Genomic DNA, 17443 nt, shown 5'->3' on the forward strand with positions numbered 1-17443 from the left:
ATAATTTAGGTAAACTGGTTGGCTAATAAAATAATTTGAGGTGGCTATGCAATATTCTATCAATTCAATTGATTTGATTAAACAAACCAGTGATTGTTTAATTGTCAGTACTTTTCAAGGTAAGCAGCTTTCTCAATCTGCTCAGCTATTAAATAAACATAGCCAGGGATATATCCAAAAAATTTTAGATCAAGGCGATTTATTGGAAGAATGCGGTAGAAACCTCATGCTTTACAATGTTCCTGGGATAGCTGCGCCACGAGTCCTACTTGTTTATTGCGGGGAAGCATCCAATTTATCCATAATGGATTTTCGTAAAATTATTGCTTGTACGGCATGTGCCCTGAAGTCTCTGCAAGTTGATGAAATAACAAGTTTTTTGACCGATATTTCTGTGAAAGCGTGTGATCTTGCGAAACAGATACGTCAGAGCATCGAGCTCATCGAAGATTGTTTTTATTGCTTTGATGAATTAAAAACGGATAAAAAAAATACAATGTCACCACCGAAGAGATTTATTTTTAATCTTCCGAATTCGCAAGAATCAGCGAAAATCACTGAAACAATACAACAGGCTACAGCAATTACCAAAGGAATAAAGTTAACTAAAGACCTAGCCAACCTCCCAGCGAATTTATGCACGCCCAGTATCATGGCTGAATCAGCCAAAAAGCTAGCGACTGAAGCTGGGCTTACGATTAACATACTAGACGAAGCGGCGATAAAAAAAGCAGGGATGGGTGGGCTATTAGCCGTCGCGCAGGGTTCCGCCGAACCCGTCAAGTTTATTACTTTAGAATATCGAGGAGCGGTGGAACAAAAACCAGTGGTTCTAGTTGGGAAAGGGGTTACGTTTGATTCAGGTGGGATTTGCTTAAAGCTCGCTGCTGGTATGGAAGAAATGAAATATGATATGTCAGGTGCGGCTAGTGTAATGGGGATACTAAAAACTATTGCCGAACTAAAGTTACCACTGCATGTAGTGGGTATAATGCCATTAACTGAAAACTTACCGAGTGGTAGTGCAGTAAAGCCTGGCGATGTGATAAAAACATTATCGGGACTGAGTGTTGAGGTTATTAACACGGATGCAGAAGGACGCCTAATTTTGGCTGATGCCTTAACCTATAGCGAACGTTTTAATCCTGATGTGGTTATTGATATGGCTACTTTGACAGGCGCTATTATTGTTGCCTTAGGTGCAGTTGCGACAGGTATGATGAGCAATAATATGGAACTTGCACTGGAAATTGAGAAAGCAGGTCAACAAAGTCAAGATAGAGTATGGCCATTACCATTATGGGAAGAATACCAACAACAAATTGATAGTAATGTAGCCGATATTTCGAATGTCGGTATAGGTGGGGGCAAGAGTATTACCGCAGCTTGTTTCCTATCTCGATTTACTCAAAATCTGCAGTGGGCACATCTAGATATTGCTGGAACTGCTTGGAAAAGTGGGCCAGAAAAAACGGCGACAGGTCGACCAGTATCTTTAATAGTGCAATTTTTATTGAATCGCTGTAAAAATAATAAGAAATAAAATCCTCTTCTTATTATTTGAATTTTTATCTCACCCTATCGGTAACGATGGGGCGAGATAAATAATCGTTTTTATTGCCCTTGAAACTTAATAGCCGGCGGTAAAGCGGAACATTTTTTCTGAGCAGAAAGGGTACGTAGCCAATTGTCACGTAATTGGTAAGACTGAATTTCTATACGTTCAGCATCTGAAAAGTCCATAAAGAACCAAGGAACAATTAAAAAAGCCCCTGCAATGCCTAAACCAACATTTTTGCCGGTTTTATTTTGTTTAGGAATAAGGCCGGTAATTTTGGTTTGGTTATCCATTAACTCTTGCTTTAATGCACTACAGCTCAGAGTTTCATCACCTGGTTGGCGTTGAGGAATTGGATTTGGCGTCTTGCCAGCACAAGCTGTCAATAATATGGCACTGATAAGGACACTGATTATTTTCTTTTTCATAGTCGAAAAACTCTTTCTTATTGTTATAAAAATCTCAAGGCGCTGAAGTCTACTATTAAAGACTAAAAAAAGAAAGCGCTTAAATGTTTTATTGAATAATTAAATTATTCACAATATAATAATTTAAAAGGAAATGTTAAAGTTACACTCATACCAAGGGGATTTTTGGGAAAGTGCAGCGAAGAAGATCGCGAATTGAGCGGTCACTTATTCAACTGCGCAGAAGGTATAGAATAGGAATGTAAATTCAATGCTATTAAGTCATCAACAAGGATTTAGTTTAATCGAAGTCATGGTTGCTGCGGCAATATTAAGCTTTAGTCTATTAGGTTTTGCTCGAGCCCAATTGATCGCTCTGCAAGCGAGTGAACATGCATACCTAATCAATTTGGCTGATTTAAAGAATATAGAATTGGCTGAGAATTTTGCAATTTGTGCGTCTCGGTCGTTTTGTTTGCAGCAAGTAGTAACTCTATGGAAAAAAGAGGTACAAGAAAGCTTTCCAAAAGGAAAGGGGTCCGTCTCAAAACTTAATTTATCTAATTATCAAAGCAACATTCAATGGTTCTCTAGCTTTTCTAAACTTCCATCCTCTCTCAATTTATTATTCAGGGTATGAAAAGGATAGAACAAGGATACAGTTTGTTGGAATTAATGATAGCAATAAGTTTGTCTTTATTTCTCAGTATGGGAATGATAAATATTTTTATTTATAGCAAAAATATTTATCGCTTAACCCAGAGTTTGAATACTATTTCAACTAAAGCACGAATGGCTTTTTATTTGCTTAGTCATGATATTCGTATGGCGGGTTTTGTTGGTTGTGTACGTTTAATCGAGGCTTTGCCACTAAATAGACATTTAATAAGCGATAGCTTAGTTGTTTGGCATAAAGGAGCTAATACAGCAAAATTAAGCTTACCTAAGCTCGCTCGATATCAAAAGGATAGCGATGCCATTTTGATACAATTTCTTGATCCCGATACATTTCCGATAAAAGAAGCAAAATCTAGCCATATTATTTTGCTACATAAAAAATTATTTCGACCTAGAGATATTTTACTCATCAGCGATTGTCAACATGCCGAGCTGGTTCATTGGAATAATATTCATCTGACTTATAACTATCAAATAGAAAGTGAAATTGGCTATCTAAACAAGATTGTTTACTACATTGCTGACACAGGACGTATGAGTGAAACTGGACAACGAATTTATGCTTTATATCGACGTAATTTAAATCAATCTTTTTATAAGCCCATAGAATTAATAGAAGGGATAAAGAGAATGTCGATACGATTAGGCATGAAAAATATCGATGGAACTTTATCTTATAGGGATGCAAATGAGGTAAAACATTGGACAGATGCACGTAGCGTAGAAATTAGACTATTATTGACAGATGCCAAACTACTGCAACGAGAATGGAAGCAAGTAATAGGACTACGTGAACGATGATGTTTAGGCGATATTTTCAAGCGATAAAAAAATCGCCGTCATGGCGAGCGAATGGAATGAGTGTGGCCATCCAGTTTGCGCGGTTTTTCCTGGATTGCCGCGCGCTACGCGCTCGCAATGACGAGTAAATTATTTTAATTGTTTGCATCTTCAAGTACGAGCGGTATAGATACACCTAAAGTAAGAAGAGATACAAAATTTTGATATTCGATGGCAATAAAGAGTGTAAGCAACAAGGATTTATATTAGTAATGGTATTATTTTTTCTTTTTATCATGTCTGTAATGACCTTATCGATATTAAATAGTTCTTATTTAGAATTACGTATGAGTCAAAATTGGGTTATTGCTGCACAGCAGTTCCAAGCTGCGGAAGCGGGATTAAAGTTAATCGAACATCGACTTGCAACACTTTCAGACGCTATTTCTGCTTTACATGAAAATTACAATTACGCGGGTTTTCAAATTAATGCGGAATTTAGAAGACATAAAACACAGTATTGTATTAATCAAAGATTAGCTTATGTTTATGATGTTATTGTACAAGCAAAGAAAATGACCGAAGGGATGCTTACGCTAAAAACTAATTATGCAATAAAAGCAAAAACTGTTTGTCTACATGGAGACCCTACATTGGCAAAATCTGGTCGTAGTTCATGGCGAGAATTAAGTAGTTCATCTTAAAGTTATTAATGGGAGTAACTACTATGTCGATAATCCTTAGTTTTGGTTTTTTTATTTTAGTCTTGATAATGCTGCTGTGTGTAACTCCATTGCGACAATTTTTTTTAGTCAAACCTTTTTTAGCTTATTTAAGCAGCATACTTCCTCCTATTAGCGAAACAGAAAAAATTGTTCTAGAAGCCGGTGATATGTGGTGGGAAAAGGATTTATTTCGTGGCAGGCCAAATTGGAAAGCCTTACATAATATTTCCTTATCAAATCTAACTCGCGAAGAAGAAATTTTTATAAATGATCAAGTAGAAAAGCTTTGTAGTATGCTTAATGATTTTAATATTTTAACAGTGGAGCATGATTTACCCATTTCAGTTTGGGACTTTTTAAAAAAACACAAATTTTTTGGCATGGTCATCCCAAAAAAATATGAAGGATTAGGTTTTTCTGCTTTAGCACATTCATCTATAGTATTAAAAATAGCGACACGATCGGTTAGTGCAGCGGTCAATGCTTTAGTTCCAAATTCCCTTGGACCTGCTGAATTATTACTTCATTATGGGACAGAAGAGCAAAAAGATTATTACTTGCCTAGACTTGCTAGAGGAGAAGAAATCCCTTGTTTTGCATTAACTTCTGTGGATGCCGGTAGCGATGCAGCTGCACTTAAAGATAATGGAATAGTCTGTAAGGGAACTTATCAAGATAAAGAAACATTAGGCATACGACTCAATTTTAATAAACGTTACATTACTTTGGCCCCAATCGCTACGGTTATAGGTGTCGCTTTTAAACTAAGCGATCCCGATCAATTGTTAGGAGGAAAAAAAGAAATAGGGATTACGGTTGCCTTGGTACCTTCCTCAATAGCGGGTGTTGAAATTGGTAAACGGCATTCTCCGATGGGTTTAGCTTTTATGAATGGCCCTATAATAGGCAAAAACGTTTTTATTCCTATCAGCTTTGTTATTGGTGGCGAGAAAATGTTAGGACAAGGTTGGCGTATGTTGATGGAATGTTTATCTATAGGTCGTGGAATTTCATTACCTGCCGTCAGCGCGGCACAAGCCCAATTAGCTTACCGTATGACAGGTGCTTATAGTGTTCTAAGACAGCAATTTCATCTATCGATTGCGCATTTCGAAGGTGTAGCGGCAGCTTTAGCAAGAATAGCGGGGCTCACTTATTTAATTGAAGCGACGCGTCGATTTACTGTGACTGCCGTCGATGCTTCACTAAAGCCGGCGTTAGCCTCTGCAATAGCAAAATACCATATGACAGAATTTGCACGCACCATTGTTAATGATGCGATGGATATCCATGGTGGACGCGGTATCCAAATGGGCCCGCGTAATTATTTGGCTCAAGGTTATATTGCTATACCAATATCAATTACCGTGGAAGGCGCGAATATTTTAACCCGCAATCTTATTTTATTTGGTCAAGGGGCGGTACGTTGTCATCCCTATTTAAGGGATGAAATGCAAGCCGTTGAAACAAAAGATATTTCTGGTTTGGATAAACTTTTAATGCAGCATTTTTCTTATACTATAAAAAATTTATTTAAAACATTTCTATTGGCTTTCGGCTTAGGCCATTTTTTTGTAAAAACGCCAATAAAGAGATTCAGCTACTATTATCGACAAATTTCTCGTTTATCGGCAGCTTTAGCCTTAGTCACTGATTTTACTTTGATAATATTGGGTGGAAATTTAAAACGTAAGGAACGCTTATCGGCACGTTTGGGCGATGTTTTGAGTTATCTTTATATAGCATCCAGCGTCATTCGTTATGTACAAGAATATCCTTTGTCCAAAGAAGATGATGCTTATGCACGTTGGGGATTAAATTATTGCCTTTATCATATTCAATATTCGTTTGAGAAATTTTTTAATAATTTTCCTAAACCTTTAGTAGCTAAGCTACTAAAATTTATTATTTTTCCCTTAGGACGATCTTATCAATTACCTACTGACAAACAAGATATGCAATTGGTGGCTGTGATGGCCAAAATTGGTAAATTTCGCGATCGTATAACCCAGGATTGTTATTTAGGAAAAAAACCAGAAGACCCAACCGGGCGCATGGAGATAGCCTTTAATGAATTTATCAAGGCGCAACCCATTCGTGAAAAATTAAAAAAACAAGGGCTTAATCGAGATTTAGATATTGAGCAACAACTAGAATCTGCTTTAACGAAAAAAATTCTTACTCATGCCGAAGTTGAACAATTTCTTAAAGCACAGAAATTTCAGCAAGATGCTATGCAAGTAGATGCTTTTTAGGTGATATAAATCATAAGTTAACTTGCAGATTCAATGACAGCAGGTATATTAAAATGACATTAACTATTAATTAGTTTCATGTAAGAGAGAAAGCGCACAGGAAAAATTTATGCAAGCACTTGATCGATCAGATTTTGCACGGTCAGTTTATATCGTAGATGGCATGCGTACCCCCTGGCTGAAAGTACGTGGAGTCCCTGGAAATTTTTCAGCTTCTGATTTGGCTGTACAAGCGGGACGTTATTTATTAGCACGCCAAGCATTTACACCTGATCAACTGGATGAAGTGGTTACCGGCTGTGTTATGCCAAATCCTGACGAGGCTAATATTAGTCGAGTGATTGCATTACGTTTGGGTTGTGGTAAAGCTGTACCTGCTTATACTGTGCAACGGAATTGTGCTTCAGGTATGCAAGCTTTAGACAGTGCAGCCTTAGATATCGCTTGTGGGAGATACAATTTAGTATTAGCAGGTGGTACAGAAGCAATGAGTCAAGCTCCCCTATTGCTTAGTCAAGAAATGACTACTTGGTTTGCTAAATGGAATTTAGCTAAAACTTTTGTAGCGCGTTTAAAACTACTGACTCAATTTAAATTAAACTATATAAAACCAGTTATTGCTTTATTACATGGTTTAACTGATCCTATTGTGGGTTTAGGGATGGGGCAAACCGCAGAGGTTATTGCGCATCGTTTTGGGATTACGCGTGAAGAAATGGATGCATTTGCTTTGCAAAGCCACCAACGTTTAGCAGCGGCGCAAGATGCTGGAGTTTTTAAGGATGAAATCAATCCGATTTATGACAAACAAAATCTTTATTATTCTTTCGATAATGGTTTGCGTCGTGATACGAGTTTAGAAAAATTAGTCTCACTTAAACCTTTTTTTGATAAACCTTTTGGCCTGGTTACCGCAGGAAATAGTTCTCAAGTTACCGATGGCTCCGCTTTTTTAATTTTGGCGAGTGAAGAGGCCGTACAGAAATATCAATTACCGATTTTAGCGCGCATAGTGGATGTGGTATGGGCGGGCGTAGATCCGAGTGAAATGGGTTTGGGTCCCGTGCATGCCGTAGCAATGCTCTTAAAAAAACAAGCACTTACTTTTAAAGATATCGATTTTTGGGAAATTAATGAAGCATTTGCAGGTCAGGTTTTGGCATGTTTGGCGGCTTGGCAAGATACTGATTATTGTATAAATCAGCTGAACTTAACTGAAGCTTTAGGCAAGCTCGATCAAGCAAAACTTAACATAGATGGTGGAGCGGTTGCTATGGGCCATCCTGTGGGAGCTAGTGGAGCACGGCTTGTTTTACATTTGGCACATATCTTAAAAAGAAAACAAGCACGTTTTGGTGTGGCAACACTTTGTATCGGTGGCGGACAAGGTGGAGCGTTGTTACTGGAAAATACTGATACATACTCATAGCAATTGGATTTTTGCCAAGGCGCCGCGAAAATGAAGCAACCGTAGTGTATTCAAGATATATGAGGATTGCGAGTTGAGTGGTAACACAGGCAAAAATTCAAGTGCTATGAGTATAACTAAAACTGGAGCACTTTGATGGAAGTAGGCTATTTAAATTGGCAATTGCAGCAAAAAGAACACATTCTTTGGCTGTATTTGGATAAAAAAAATAGCTCTAGCAATAACTTAGATAAAAATGTATTAACCGAATTAAGTTCGATCATTAAAGATTTAGCTCAAAATGCATCGGTACAAGGCTTGATAATTACTTCTGCTAAACCAAATGGTTTTATTGTAGGTGCCGATATTCAAACCATTAGTAAATTAAAAACCAAGGAAGAGATCTTTGCGTTTATTCGACAAGGCCAAAAAGTATTTGATGAATTGGCAGCACTTAATATCCCCACGGTATCTTTGATCAATGGTTTATGTTTAGGAGGCGGCTTAGAGCTCGCCTTAGCGTGTGATTATCGTATCGCGATTGATGATAATAAAACACGTTTAGGTTTGCCAGAAGTGATGCTTGGAATTCATCCAGGTTGGGGAGGAACCGTACGTTTGCCACGCTTATTGGGAGGTCCACAAGCATTAGAATTAATTTTAACTGGAAAAACTATTTCTTCCTATGTTGCAGCTAAATTAGGTTTAATCGATCAGGTGGTTCCATCACGACAAGCTGAACGAGCAGCGCTATATTATGCTTCAGCAAAAACTAAAAAAAAGCATTCTTTTTTTGCGTTAAATTGGAAAAAAATAACTAATCATCATTGGATGAGGAATGTTGTTACTAAAATTATTCAACGCCGTTTAAACGCCAAAGTTAATCCTAAACATTACCCTGCACCTTACGCTGCGTTGCATCTTTGGCAGCAGTATGGTGTTAGTAAGCAAGCATTTTTACATGAGGCAGTTTCTTTAAGTGAATTAGCACTGACTCCCACAGCGAATCATTTAATGAGAGTATTTTTTTTAAAAGAGCGCTTAAAGAAATTAGGAAAAAAAGATGTCACCTGTTTTAAACATGTTCATGTCATAGGTGCAGGAACCATGGGAGGCGATATCGCTGCTTGGTGTGCTATGCAAGGATTACAGGTAACCTTACAAGATCGTGAAGCAAAATATATTGCTCCGGCTATGACAAGAGCGTATGTCTTATTTCAAAAACGATTAAAGACACCTCGCGCTATTCAAGCTGCGATGGATAGATTGGTTCCTGATCTCGCGGGTTATGGTATACGTCGTGCAGATATTATTATTGAAGCGGTATTTGAGGATCTAAACGTTAAAAAAGATTTATTTCGCCAGTTAGAAAAGCAAATTAAGTCGGGTGCATTATTAGCTACCAATACATCGAGTATTGTTTTAGAAGCTATCCAACAAGGGTTACAACACCCTGAACGTTTAATTGGTTTACATTTTTTTAATCCTGTTGCTAAGATGCCCTTAGTAGAAGTGGTGCAATCAGCCGTTAGCGCACCGGATATTATAGAAAAGGGCTGGTCATTTGTGCATCAAATTAACCGCTTGCCTTTACCTGTAAAAAGTTCACCCGGATTTTTAGTTAATCGTTTATTAATGCCTTATTTAATGCAATCGGTATTATTGTTGCAAACCGGAATTCCTGCGCCAGTCATAGACAAAGCGGCTGTGGATTTTGGTATGCCGATGGGACCGTTAGAGTTAGCGGATACGGTAGGTCTAGATATTTGTTTAGCCGTGGCTAAGATTCTCAGTCAATCATTAGGGAGCGTTGTTCCTGAGGGTTTAGAGAAAATGGTTGCTAACAAGGATCTAGGACGAAAAACGGGTAAAGGTTTTTATCGTTATAAAAAAGGCAAACCTACTAAAGAAAAAGTCCCTGAAGATTATAAAGCGCCAACGAATTTAGCGGATAGCTTAATTCAGCCAATGATAGATGAAGCTAAAAAATGTTTGGAAGAAAAAGTGGTTGCAGATAGCGATTTGATCGATGCTGGAATTATATTTGGCGCAGGATTTGCTCCTTTTCGCGGTGGTTTGATGCAATATGCAAAGGAACAAGGTGATTTGTAGATTATTTTTATAATTGTAACGTTATTACTAAGTTCCTCTTAGTAAACGTTCAATGCGTAATTCCAAGGGGGGATGGCTTGAAAATAAAGCACGAAATCCACCACTTTTATGTGATATTTTTAAAGTTGATAAAGAAGGGGCACGCGTATCTTCGGGTTCCATTGCCTTTTGTAGTGCTTTTAACGCTTCTATCATTTTATCCCGACCTGCTAACAAAGCACCGCCTTTGTCAGCGCGGTACTCGCGATGTCTGGAAAACGCAGCCACTAAAATACTTCCTAAGAATGTAAATAGAATATCAAATACCATCGATAGCATAAAAAACATCGGCCCAGGTCCACTTATCGCTCCTTCATCATTATTTCGCCCAGCAGCTCCAACAGAGATTACATAGGCAACAATGCGCGATAAAAAAAGTGCAAAAGCATTTATTATGCCTAAGATAAGTGTCATGGTAACCATATCCCCATTCGTGATATGAGTAATTTCATGTCCTAGTACACCTTCAATTTCATCTGGATTCATTTTTTGGAGTAAGCCACTAGAAACAGCCACTAAAGAATTATTTTTAGTTGGACCTGTTGCAAAAGCATTCAGCTCAGGTGAATTATAAATGCCTACTTCAGGCAAAACCTTTAATCCAGCTTTGCGTGCTAAATTATGAATAACTTCAAGTATGTTTTTTTCTTCACCTACCGCTGCGTTGGGATCAATAATTTTTAAATCCATACTTTTTTTGGCAATGAATTTTGAGGTGAATAGTGAAACAAAGGCCCCCGCTGTACCCCATAATGCGCAAAAAATAGCTAAGGATAGATAATTAATTCCATGAGAGGTGAGATAACTATGTAGTCCTAATAAATTGGTAACTATAGAGATAGTGGCAATAACTAAAATATTAGTGCCTAAAAATAATAAAATACGACTAAACATAAAAAATAATTCCTTATTTAGGGGATCATTTTACACACCTTATTAAGTGTAGCAGTTAATTCGTTGAAAAAGAAAAACCCCGCGGATGCGGGGTTTTTTTGATGAAACTAGACGACAGGGAGGAGGCTTTTACATCATTCCGCCCATACCACCCATGCCACCCATTCCGCCCATGCCACCCATATCACCAGGAGCACCAGCGCCTTCATCCTTCTTAGGGCTTTCAGCAACCATGCATTCTGTGGTAATCATGAGACCGGCGATAGACGCTGCATTTTGTAAAGCAGTTTGGGTTACTTTAGTAGGATCTAAAATACCCATTTTTATCATATCTCCGTATTCACCCGTTGCCGCGTTGTAGCCGTAGTTAACTTCTGTACTATGCAGAACTTTATCGATAACGACATCAGGACGTCCGCCAGCATTAGTAACAATCTGACGTAAAGGTGAGCACATTGCATCAGCAACAATACGAATACCGTGTGCTTGATCGGAGTTAATGCCTTTGAGATCTTTTAAAGCCTTTAACGCACGAATTAAAGCCACGCCACCACCAGGAACAATACCTGCTTCAACCGCAGCACGAGTTGCATGTAATGCATCCTCTACGCGAGCTTTCTTTTCTTTCATTTCCATCTCAGTAGCAGCACCGACTTTAATGACAGCAACACCACCTGAAAGTTTAGCTGAGCGTTCCTGTAGCTTTTCCTTGTCGTAATCAGATGTGCTTAGTTTAATTTGGGTATCAATTTCTGCTATTCGGCATTGGATCGCGCTTCTTTCACCCTGGCCATCGATAATAGTAGTATTGTCTTTAGTAACAACAACACGTTTCGCTGAGCCCAAATTTTCTAAGGAAGTGTTTTCAAGTTTCGAGCCACAGAGCTCGTCTATTACTTGAGATTTGGTTAAAATAGCAATGTCTTGTAGCATTTCTTTACGGCGATCACCAAAGCCAGGTGCTTTGACCGCACAAACTTTGACGATGCCACGAATGGTATTTACAACTAAGGTTGCTAACGCTTCGCCCTCTACATCTTCTGCGATGATGAATAAAGAACGACCTGCTTTAGCGACACCTTCAAGCACAGGTAGCATTTCGCGAATATTAGAGATTTTTTTATCCACTAATAAAATATAAGGATTGTCCAGCTCGCAAGCCATACTTTGTTGGTTGTTGATGAAGTAAGGTGAGAGATAGCCACGATCAAATTGCATACCTTCTACTGTATCGAGTTCATTTTTCAGACCGGAACCATCTTCTACAGTAATAACTCCTTTTTTACCCACTCTACTCATCGCCTTAGCGATAATTTCACCAATTGCTTTATCATCATTAGCCGAAACAGTACCCACTTGCGTAATCCAATGATCTTCATCACAAGGTTTCGATATAGTTTGTAGAGCTTCTATTGCGGCAATCACTGCGGTATCAATACCTCGTTTCAGATCCATTGGGTTCATGCCAGCAGCAACGGCTTTCATTCCTTCACGTAAAATAGCCTGAGCTAGGACAGTAGCAGTGGTGGTACCATCGCCGGCTTCGTCTGAAGTCTGAGAGGCCACTTCTTTGACCATTTGTGCGCCCATGTTCTCAAACTTATCTTTGAGTTCAATTTCTTTTGCAACGGAAACACCATCTTTGGTAATGGTAGGAGCGCCGAAACTTTTGTCTAAAATAACATTTCGACCTTTAGGACCTAAAGTTACTTTGACAGCTTCTGCTAATATATCAACACCGCGTAGGATAGAAGCACGTGCATCTACACCAAATTGTAAAACTTTTGCAGCCATTTTATTAATTCCTCTGAATAAAAATAAGGGTTAAAATTGTGATTAATCTTTGATTAACGCCAGAACGTCATCTTCGCGCATGATGAGATATTCTTTACCATCAAGTTTGATTTCAGTTCCACTATATTTTCCAAAATATATTTTATCGCCTACCTTAATGCTTAAAGTCTGGATTTGACCTGATTTCAAGCGTTTACCATGTCCTACAGCGACTACTGTACCCCTAACAGGCTTTTCTTTTGCTGTGTCTGGAATAACAATACCACCTACGGATCTTTCCTCTTCTTCATCGCGTTTGACAAGAATGCGATCGTTCATAGGAACTAAATTTTCAACTAAAGGTTTTTCTAATGCAACACTCATGCAGATTTCTCCTTAAGAATTACTGTCAAAATGAGGATATTAACCAAATTAACCCCCCTCAGCAGCAGGGGTCAATCATAATGATGTTTGATAAAGGATACAATAAGTTAACTTTACCACACCAACACACTTTATATGGGGAGCATGCTAAGAAAATTCAAGTCGAATAAGTTAAAATTTACTGGATTTTAACTTATTTTTTTGAGTTATACCGCTTGTACTTGAAGATGCGAATCAAGCAGTTTTATCGATGACGGAATGGTTAGTATGAAAGTTATCACGTAGGTACCATAATAAGCCTAGGCCAGGTAGGCAAGTGGCTAGGGAGATTACAAAAAATACAGGCCAACTGAAGTAGCTAACTATTAAACCCGCTAAAGGGCCCACGAAAACCCGTCCGGCGCCCGCTAAAGCTGAAAATAGAGCAAATTGTGTAGCAGTATAACGATGGTTGCATAAGCTCATCAGTAAGGCAACAAAGGCAATACTCGCCATGGCATTACAAAAACTGTCTATAGAAATGGCAAAAACTAACCAATGGAAATTATGCCCTACGAGAGCGAGTTTTAGTAAAGTTAAAATAGCCACAGCTTGTAAAACACCAAAATAGAGTAAGGCGCGAAATAAACTAATACGCGTCATTAAAACACCGCCGGCCAGAAGGCCAAGCATTGCTGCAAAAAAACCTACGCCTTTATTTACAAAGGCTACGGTACTCAAAGAAAATCCTAATCCGCGAATGAGAAATGGTGTGGTTAATGAAATACTGAGTGCATCGCCAAATTTATATAAGACTATGAACAGTAAGATAAGCCAAGCTGATTTTCGACTTAAAAATTCTTTAAAAGGGTCGACAATGGCAGAATAGAGAGAAGTGGGGGGATGTTTTTCTTCTTCATCGATAGGTTCTTCACCAAACCAAGCCCCAAAGAGACCAATCGCTATTAAAGCAGCCATCAGCAAATAGGTGCTACGCCAGCCTATGTATTCAGCCAGCGCAAGCGCTAAGGCCCCAGAAACCAACATAGCTGCTCTATAACCCCAACTATAGAGTGTGGTTCCTAAGCCGCGCTCGTTAGGTTTAAGAATATCTGTTCGGTAAGCATCGATAGCAATATCTTGCGAAGCTGAAAGGAAAGCGACTATAAAAGCAATCGTGATCAATAAGATGGCACTGGTATGCGGATTTGTTAACGCCATACCAATAATGGCTATTATAAGCACCAATTGAATTAGAATAATCCAACCACGGCGTCTTCCTAAGAGAGGAGGTATCCATCTGTCAAGTAAGGGTGCCCATAAAAATTTATACACATAAGGTTGTCCAATTAAACTTAAACTTCCAATAGCAAGCAAACTGGCTCCTGTGACGGTAAACCAAGCTTGGAGTGTGCTAGAGGTTAATGCAAGTGGTAAACCGGATGAAAAACCTAATAAGAGAGTTGAAAATAGATTGCGTTTACTGAGCTTATTCGTAGGCATTTTTTTTCCTGAAGGAAGTGAAGAATTTAACTTCCTTTTCTCTAAGTAATTTAAGAATTAAACGGTTAACGCGCGTAGTAATCAGGATCAGCAATAATGCGTGGACGGCCACCCGCGCCGTATTGCACTAATACATGTTGGCCACGATTGAAAGTTGGCATCGGTGCTTGTACGACAGAAATTAATGAGTTATTTCTAAGCTTGACGACATATTCAACACCGTTTTGTGTTGAAAGGCCTTTTTGAATCTCATTTCCTGCAAAGCCACCTAGTAGGGCGCCACCAATTCCACTGGCTAAACTACCTCTCCCTCCTCCTATTTCGGAACCTGCAATTGCGCCTAAAGCACCACCTGCTATGCCACCGACACCAAGTCCGCCATTTCCAGTTACTTTAACGACCCGGCTGCTTGTTACTACACCCTTAACAACACGGTGGACTTGCCCAGCGCCACTTGCGGTATAAACATCAGGGGATAGTGAAGATGCACAACCGGCTAAAAGTGATAAGCCAAGCATGGATAGTAAGCAATGGATGTGAAACTTCATGATGGGCCCCGTAAATATTGGTGTATTGTTCTAAGTATACTCTTCGCACTTGAATTTTTGTCTGTGTTCCCGCTCACTTCGCAATCCTCATGTATGTTCTAATACACTCCGGTTGCTCATTATCACGGCGCCTTGCCAAAAATCCCATTGCTGTGGGTATATAATGTTGAATTAAGTGTTTTTGAGCCACTTAAACTTATTAAGGGATGATATTAGTAGATGCCAGCTTGCGCGTCAACGCATGGATCCCTTAAACCCAGCATATTCTTATCAAAAATTAACAAATATCTTTGGAAGTTGTGATGATTAACAGTTTATGACAGCATTAATAACTCGCGACTGCGAATAGTTTTGCCTTCGAGTAGATAGTTTAGGGCAAGACGAAATAAACGTTTTGCATCTAATAAGTGTATAGGAGTATCCCATGATTCATGATGCACCGCCAAAAGAGATTCGCCAGAAAATATCGATTGTTTAGGTAGTGATTTATTTAAGCAGACAACCAAACCTTGACTCGGAATAAACTGATAGGATTGATGGGGTAAAAGTGCTTGATTAGTTTGACTATCCTTATCCAGATATAAAGCATAACCCAATTCAGCGAGTAATTTTTTTTCAAACCAACGTAAAGCAATGGCTGGATTGTCAGATAAGCTGCATAGCGCCGTTTGATAAGCTTCGAATAAATGCGGATAAGGATCGTAACGATAAAGCAAACGGATTAATAGTTCATTGAGATAGAGACCGCAAACTAAAAGTTTACCTGTCAAATGAGGAACAAAAGTGGGATGAGGTTCTGCATTGAGTAAATTCATGAGATCAGTTTTTCCGCGCCAGGAAAGTAGCAGGGGTACAAAAGCTTGTAATGATCCTCTGAAGCGTGATTTTTTTCCACGTACTCCACGCGCGCCTTTGGCGATAAGATTTATTCTACCTTGTGTGGCGGTAAATGCGTCTATTAATAAACTAGTGTCTCGATAAGGACGGGTGTGCAAAATATATGCAGCTTGAAGTTGATCAGTGCTTGACATTAGTCTAAAAAAGAAAAAAATGACTGAAGCAGTTATTAGTTGTATTTTTCTTACACAAAAAATAAACTCTAATCTTTTGTGTAAGAAAACTTCCACTTCTTAGGGAAATCCAGTAATATTAGCCTATATAGGTGTTTTAATGATTTGTTCATCAATATATAGGGTGAATACTAACTTAGCAATGCCAATAACCGAATCTAAAAAATAATCTTAGCTGAAAATGATCGCTACAACATTCTTTAAATTGATAATAGGAGCAACCCTTGGCTGAAATTATTGTGATTACCTCTGGAAAGGGCGGTGTCGGTAAAACGACAAGTAGTGCGGCAATGGCAGCTGGTCTTGCCTTTCGCGGTTTTAAAACAGTCGTTATTGATTTTGATATTGGTTTACGTAATCTCGATCTGATTATGGGTTGTGAGCGGCGCGTTGTTTTTGATTTCGTGAATGTGATTCGCGGCGAAGCGAATATTAAACAAGCCTTAATTAAAGATAAAAGGCTCGAAAATCTTTATATTCTACCCGCATCACAGACGCGTGATAAAGATGCCTTGACCAAAGAAGGTGTGGAAAAAATTTTAGAAGAGCTCAAAAAAGATTTTGATTATATTATTTGTGATTCACCTGCCGGAATAGAGCGTGGTGCAACCTTAGCCATGTATTTTGCTGATACGGCTATTGTCGTCAGTAACCCAGAAGTTTCTTCTGTCAGAGATTCCGATAGAATGTTGGGAATTCTCGATAGTAAATCAAGACGCGCTGAATTAGGTCTTGAACCAGTAAAACAACATTTACTCTTGACGCGTTATTCTTTAACCCGCGTTGAGAGGGGTGATATGCTTAGCGTCGATGATGTCTTGGATATACTATCTATTCCCTTGCTGAGTGTTATTCCAGAGTCACAAGCGGTATTACGTGCTTCTAATGCAGGTGTTCCAGTGACATTGAACGGAGAAAGCGATGCTCATCAGGCTTATGCCGATGCAGTCTCTCGTTTATTAGGCGAAGAAGTCCCTTTTAAATTTATTAAATTAGAAAAGAAAGGTTTGTTACGTCGCCTCTTTGGCCGCGAGGAGTTAGCGACATGAGCTTGTTAAATTATATTTTTAGAAACAAACCTAAAAATACCGCGACACTTGCCAAAGAGCGTTTGCAGATTATTGTATCTCATGAACGTAGAACCGAGAATAATTCTGACTTTTTGCCAAAATTGCAACAGGAATTGATTGAAGTTATTGCTAAATATGTTGATATCGATCAAGACCAAGTGAAGGTTGAACTGGAACGAACTGGGAACTGCTCGATACTAGAATTAAATATAACGCTACCTAATGCAGAAATCACTATAGGTAGTGGAGTTTAGTATTAT

Annotated in this window: 16 protein-coding genes; 9 read left to right on the forward strand and 7 right to left on the reverse strand. The window is 38.7% G+C overall.

The window, feature by feature from the left end:
• Window positions 1-46: 46 nt before the first annotated feature.
• Window positions 47-1543, forward strand: coding sequence for a leucyl aminopeptidase (locus tag AAHF87_RS06530; RefSeq protein WP_342147701.1), 1497 nt, complete (start codon window positions 47-49; stop codon window positions 1541-1543).
• Window positions 1544-1614: 71 nt separating this feature from the next.
• Here the strand turns inward: AAHF87_RS06530 and AAHF87_RS06535 are convergent, their stop codons facing one another.
• Window positions 1615-1986: a hypothetical protein gene (locus tag AAHF87_RS06535; protein ID WP_342147702.1), complete on the reverse strand. Its 372-nt coding sequence runs from the start codon at window positions 1984-1986 to the stop codon at window positions 1615-1617.
• Between the two features lie 250 nt (window positions 1987-2236).
• Here AAHF87_RS06535 and AAHF87_RS06540 point away from each other — a divergent pair, with 250 nt between their 5' ends.
• From AAHF87_RS06540 to AAHF87_RS06565, 6 genes are all read left to right on the forward strand, one after another.
• On the forward strand, window positions 2237-2605 hold the full coding sequence (locus AAHF87_RS06540) for a type IV pilus modification PilV family protein (protein WP_342147703.1): 369 nt from the start codon (window positions 2237-2239) through the stop codon (window positions 2603-2605).
• Window positions 2602-3444, forward strand: coding sequence for a PilW family protein (locus tag AAHF87_RS06545; RefSeq protein WP_342147704.1), 843 nt, complete (start codon window positions 2602-2604; stop codon window positions 3442-3444). Before AAHF87_RS06540 ends, AAHF87_RS06545 begins: the two co-directional genes overlap by 4 nt.
• 200 nt (window positions 3445-3644) lie before the next feature.
• Window positions 3645-4127 carry a pilus assembly PilX family protein gene (locus AAHF87_RS06550; protein ID WP_342147705.1) on the forward strand — a complete coding sequence of 161 codons (483 nt, stop codon included), beginning with the start codon at window positions 3645-3647 and terminating at the stop codon, window positions 4125-4127.
• A 23-nt stretch (window positions 4128-4150) separates the two neighbouring features.
• On the forward strand, window positions 4151-6403 hold the full coding sequence (locus AAHF87_RS06555; RefSeq protein WP_342147706.1) for an acyl-CoA dehydrogenase: 2253 nt from the start codon (window positions 4151-4153) through the stop codon (window positions 6401-6403).
• A gap of 109 nt (window positions 6404-6512) precedes the next feature.
• Window positions 6513-7832 carry an acetyl-CoA C-acetyltransferase gene (locus AAHF87_RS06560; RefSeq protein WP_342147707.1) on the forward strand — a complete coding sequence of 440 codons (1320 nt, stop codon included), beginning with the start codon at window positions 6513-6515 and terminating at the stop codon, window positions 7830-7832.
• Between the two features lie 135 nt (window positions 7833-7967).
• Window positions 7968-9923 (forward strand): 3-hydroxyacyl-CoA dehydrogenase NAD-binding domain-containing protein, encoded by a 1956-nt coding sequence (locus AAHF87_RS06565; protein ID WP_342147708.1) that lies wholly within the window; start codon window positions 7968-7970, stop codon window positions 9921-9923.
• Window positions 9924-9950: 27 nt separating this feature from the next.
• On the opposite strand, the gene htpX is transcribed toward AAHF87_RS06565, so the two are convergent.
• The 6 genes from htpX to recO all read right to left on the reverse strand — a co-directional run bounded on the left by htpX (window position 9951) and on the right by recO (window position 16074).
• Window positions 9951-10856 carry a protease HtpX gene (gene htpX, locus AAHF87_RS06570; protein ID WP_342147709.1) on the reverse strand — a complete coding sequence of 302 codons (906 nt, stop codon included), beginning with the start codon at window positions 10854-10856 and terminating at the stop codon, window positions 9951-9953.
• A gap of 129 nt (window positions 10857-10985) precedes the next feature.
• Window positions 10986-12650, reverse strand: coding sequence for a chaperonin GroEL (gene groL / locus AAHF87_RS06575; RefSeq protein ID WP_342147710.1), 1665 nt, complete (start codon window positions 12648-12650; stop codon window positions 10986-10988).
• A 42-nt stretch (window positions 12651-12692) separates the two neighbouring features.
• Window positions 12693-13013 carry a co-chaperone GroES gene (gene groES / locus AAHF87_RS06580; RefSeq protein ID WP_342147711.1) on the reverse strand — a complete coding sequence of 107 codons (321 nt, stop codon included), beginning with the start codon at window positions 13011-13013 and terminating at the stop codon, window positions 12693-12695.
• A 234-nt stretch (window positions 13014-13247) separates the two neighbouring features.
• Window positions 13248-14495, reverse strand: coding sequence for an AmpG family muropeptide MFS transporter (locus AAHF87_RS06585; RefSeq protein ID WP_342147712.1), 1248 nt, complete (start codon window positions 14493-14495; stop codon window positions 13248-13250).
• 65 nt (window positions 14496-14560) lie between these two features.
• Window positions 14561-15043: a glycine zipper 2TM domain-containing protein gene (locus tag AAHF87_RS06590; protein ID WP_342147713.1), complete on the reverse strand. Its 483-nt coding sequence runs from the start codon at window positions 15041-15043 to the stop codon at window positions 14561-14563.
• A gap of 314 nt (window positions 15044-15357) precedes the next feature.
• On the reverse strand, window positions 15358-16074 hold the full coding sequence (gene recO / locus AAHF87_RS06595; protein ID WP_342147714.1) for a DNA repair protein RecO: 717 nt from the start codon (window positions 16072-16074) through the stop codon (window positions 15358-15360).
• 263 nt (window positions 16075-16337) lie between these two features.
• Between recO and minD the strand changes: the two genes are divergently transcribed.
• Both minD and minE read left to right on the forward strand, forming a co-directional pair.
• Window positions 16338-17162, forward strand: a complete 825-nt coding sequence (minD, locus tag AAHF87_RS06600; RefSeq protein ID WP_342147715.1) for a septum site-determining protein MinD — start codon at window positions 16338-16340, stop codon at window positions 17160-17162.
• Window positions 17159-17437, forward strand: a complete 279-nt coding sequence (gene minE, locus AAHF87_RS06605; protein ID WP_342147716.1) for a cell division topological specificity factor MinE — start codon at window positions 17159-17161, stop codon at window positions 17435-17437. The genes minD and minE overlap by 4 nt, the downstream gene beginning before the upstream one ends.
• Window positions 17438-17443: the final 6 nt, after the last annotated feature.

The organism is Rickettsiella endosymbiont of Aleochara curtula, from assembly GCF_964030935.1.
Lineage (GTDB): Bacteria > Pseudomonadota > Gammaproteobacteria > Diplorickettsiales > Diplorickettsiaceae > Aquirickettsiella.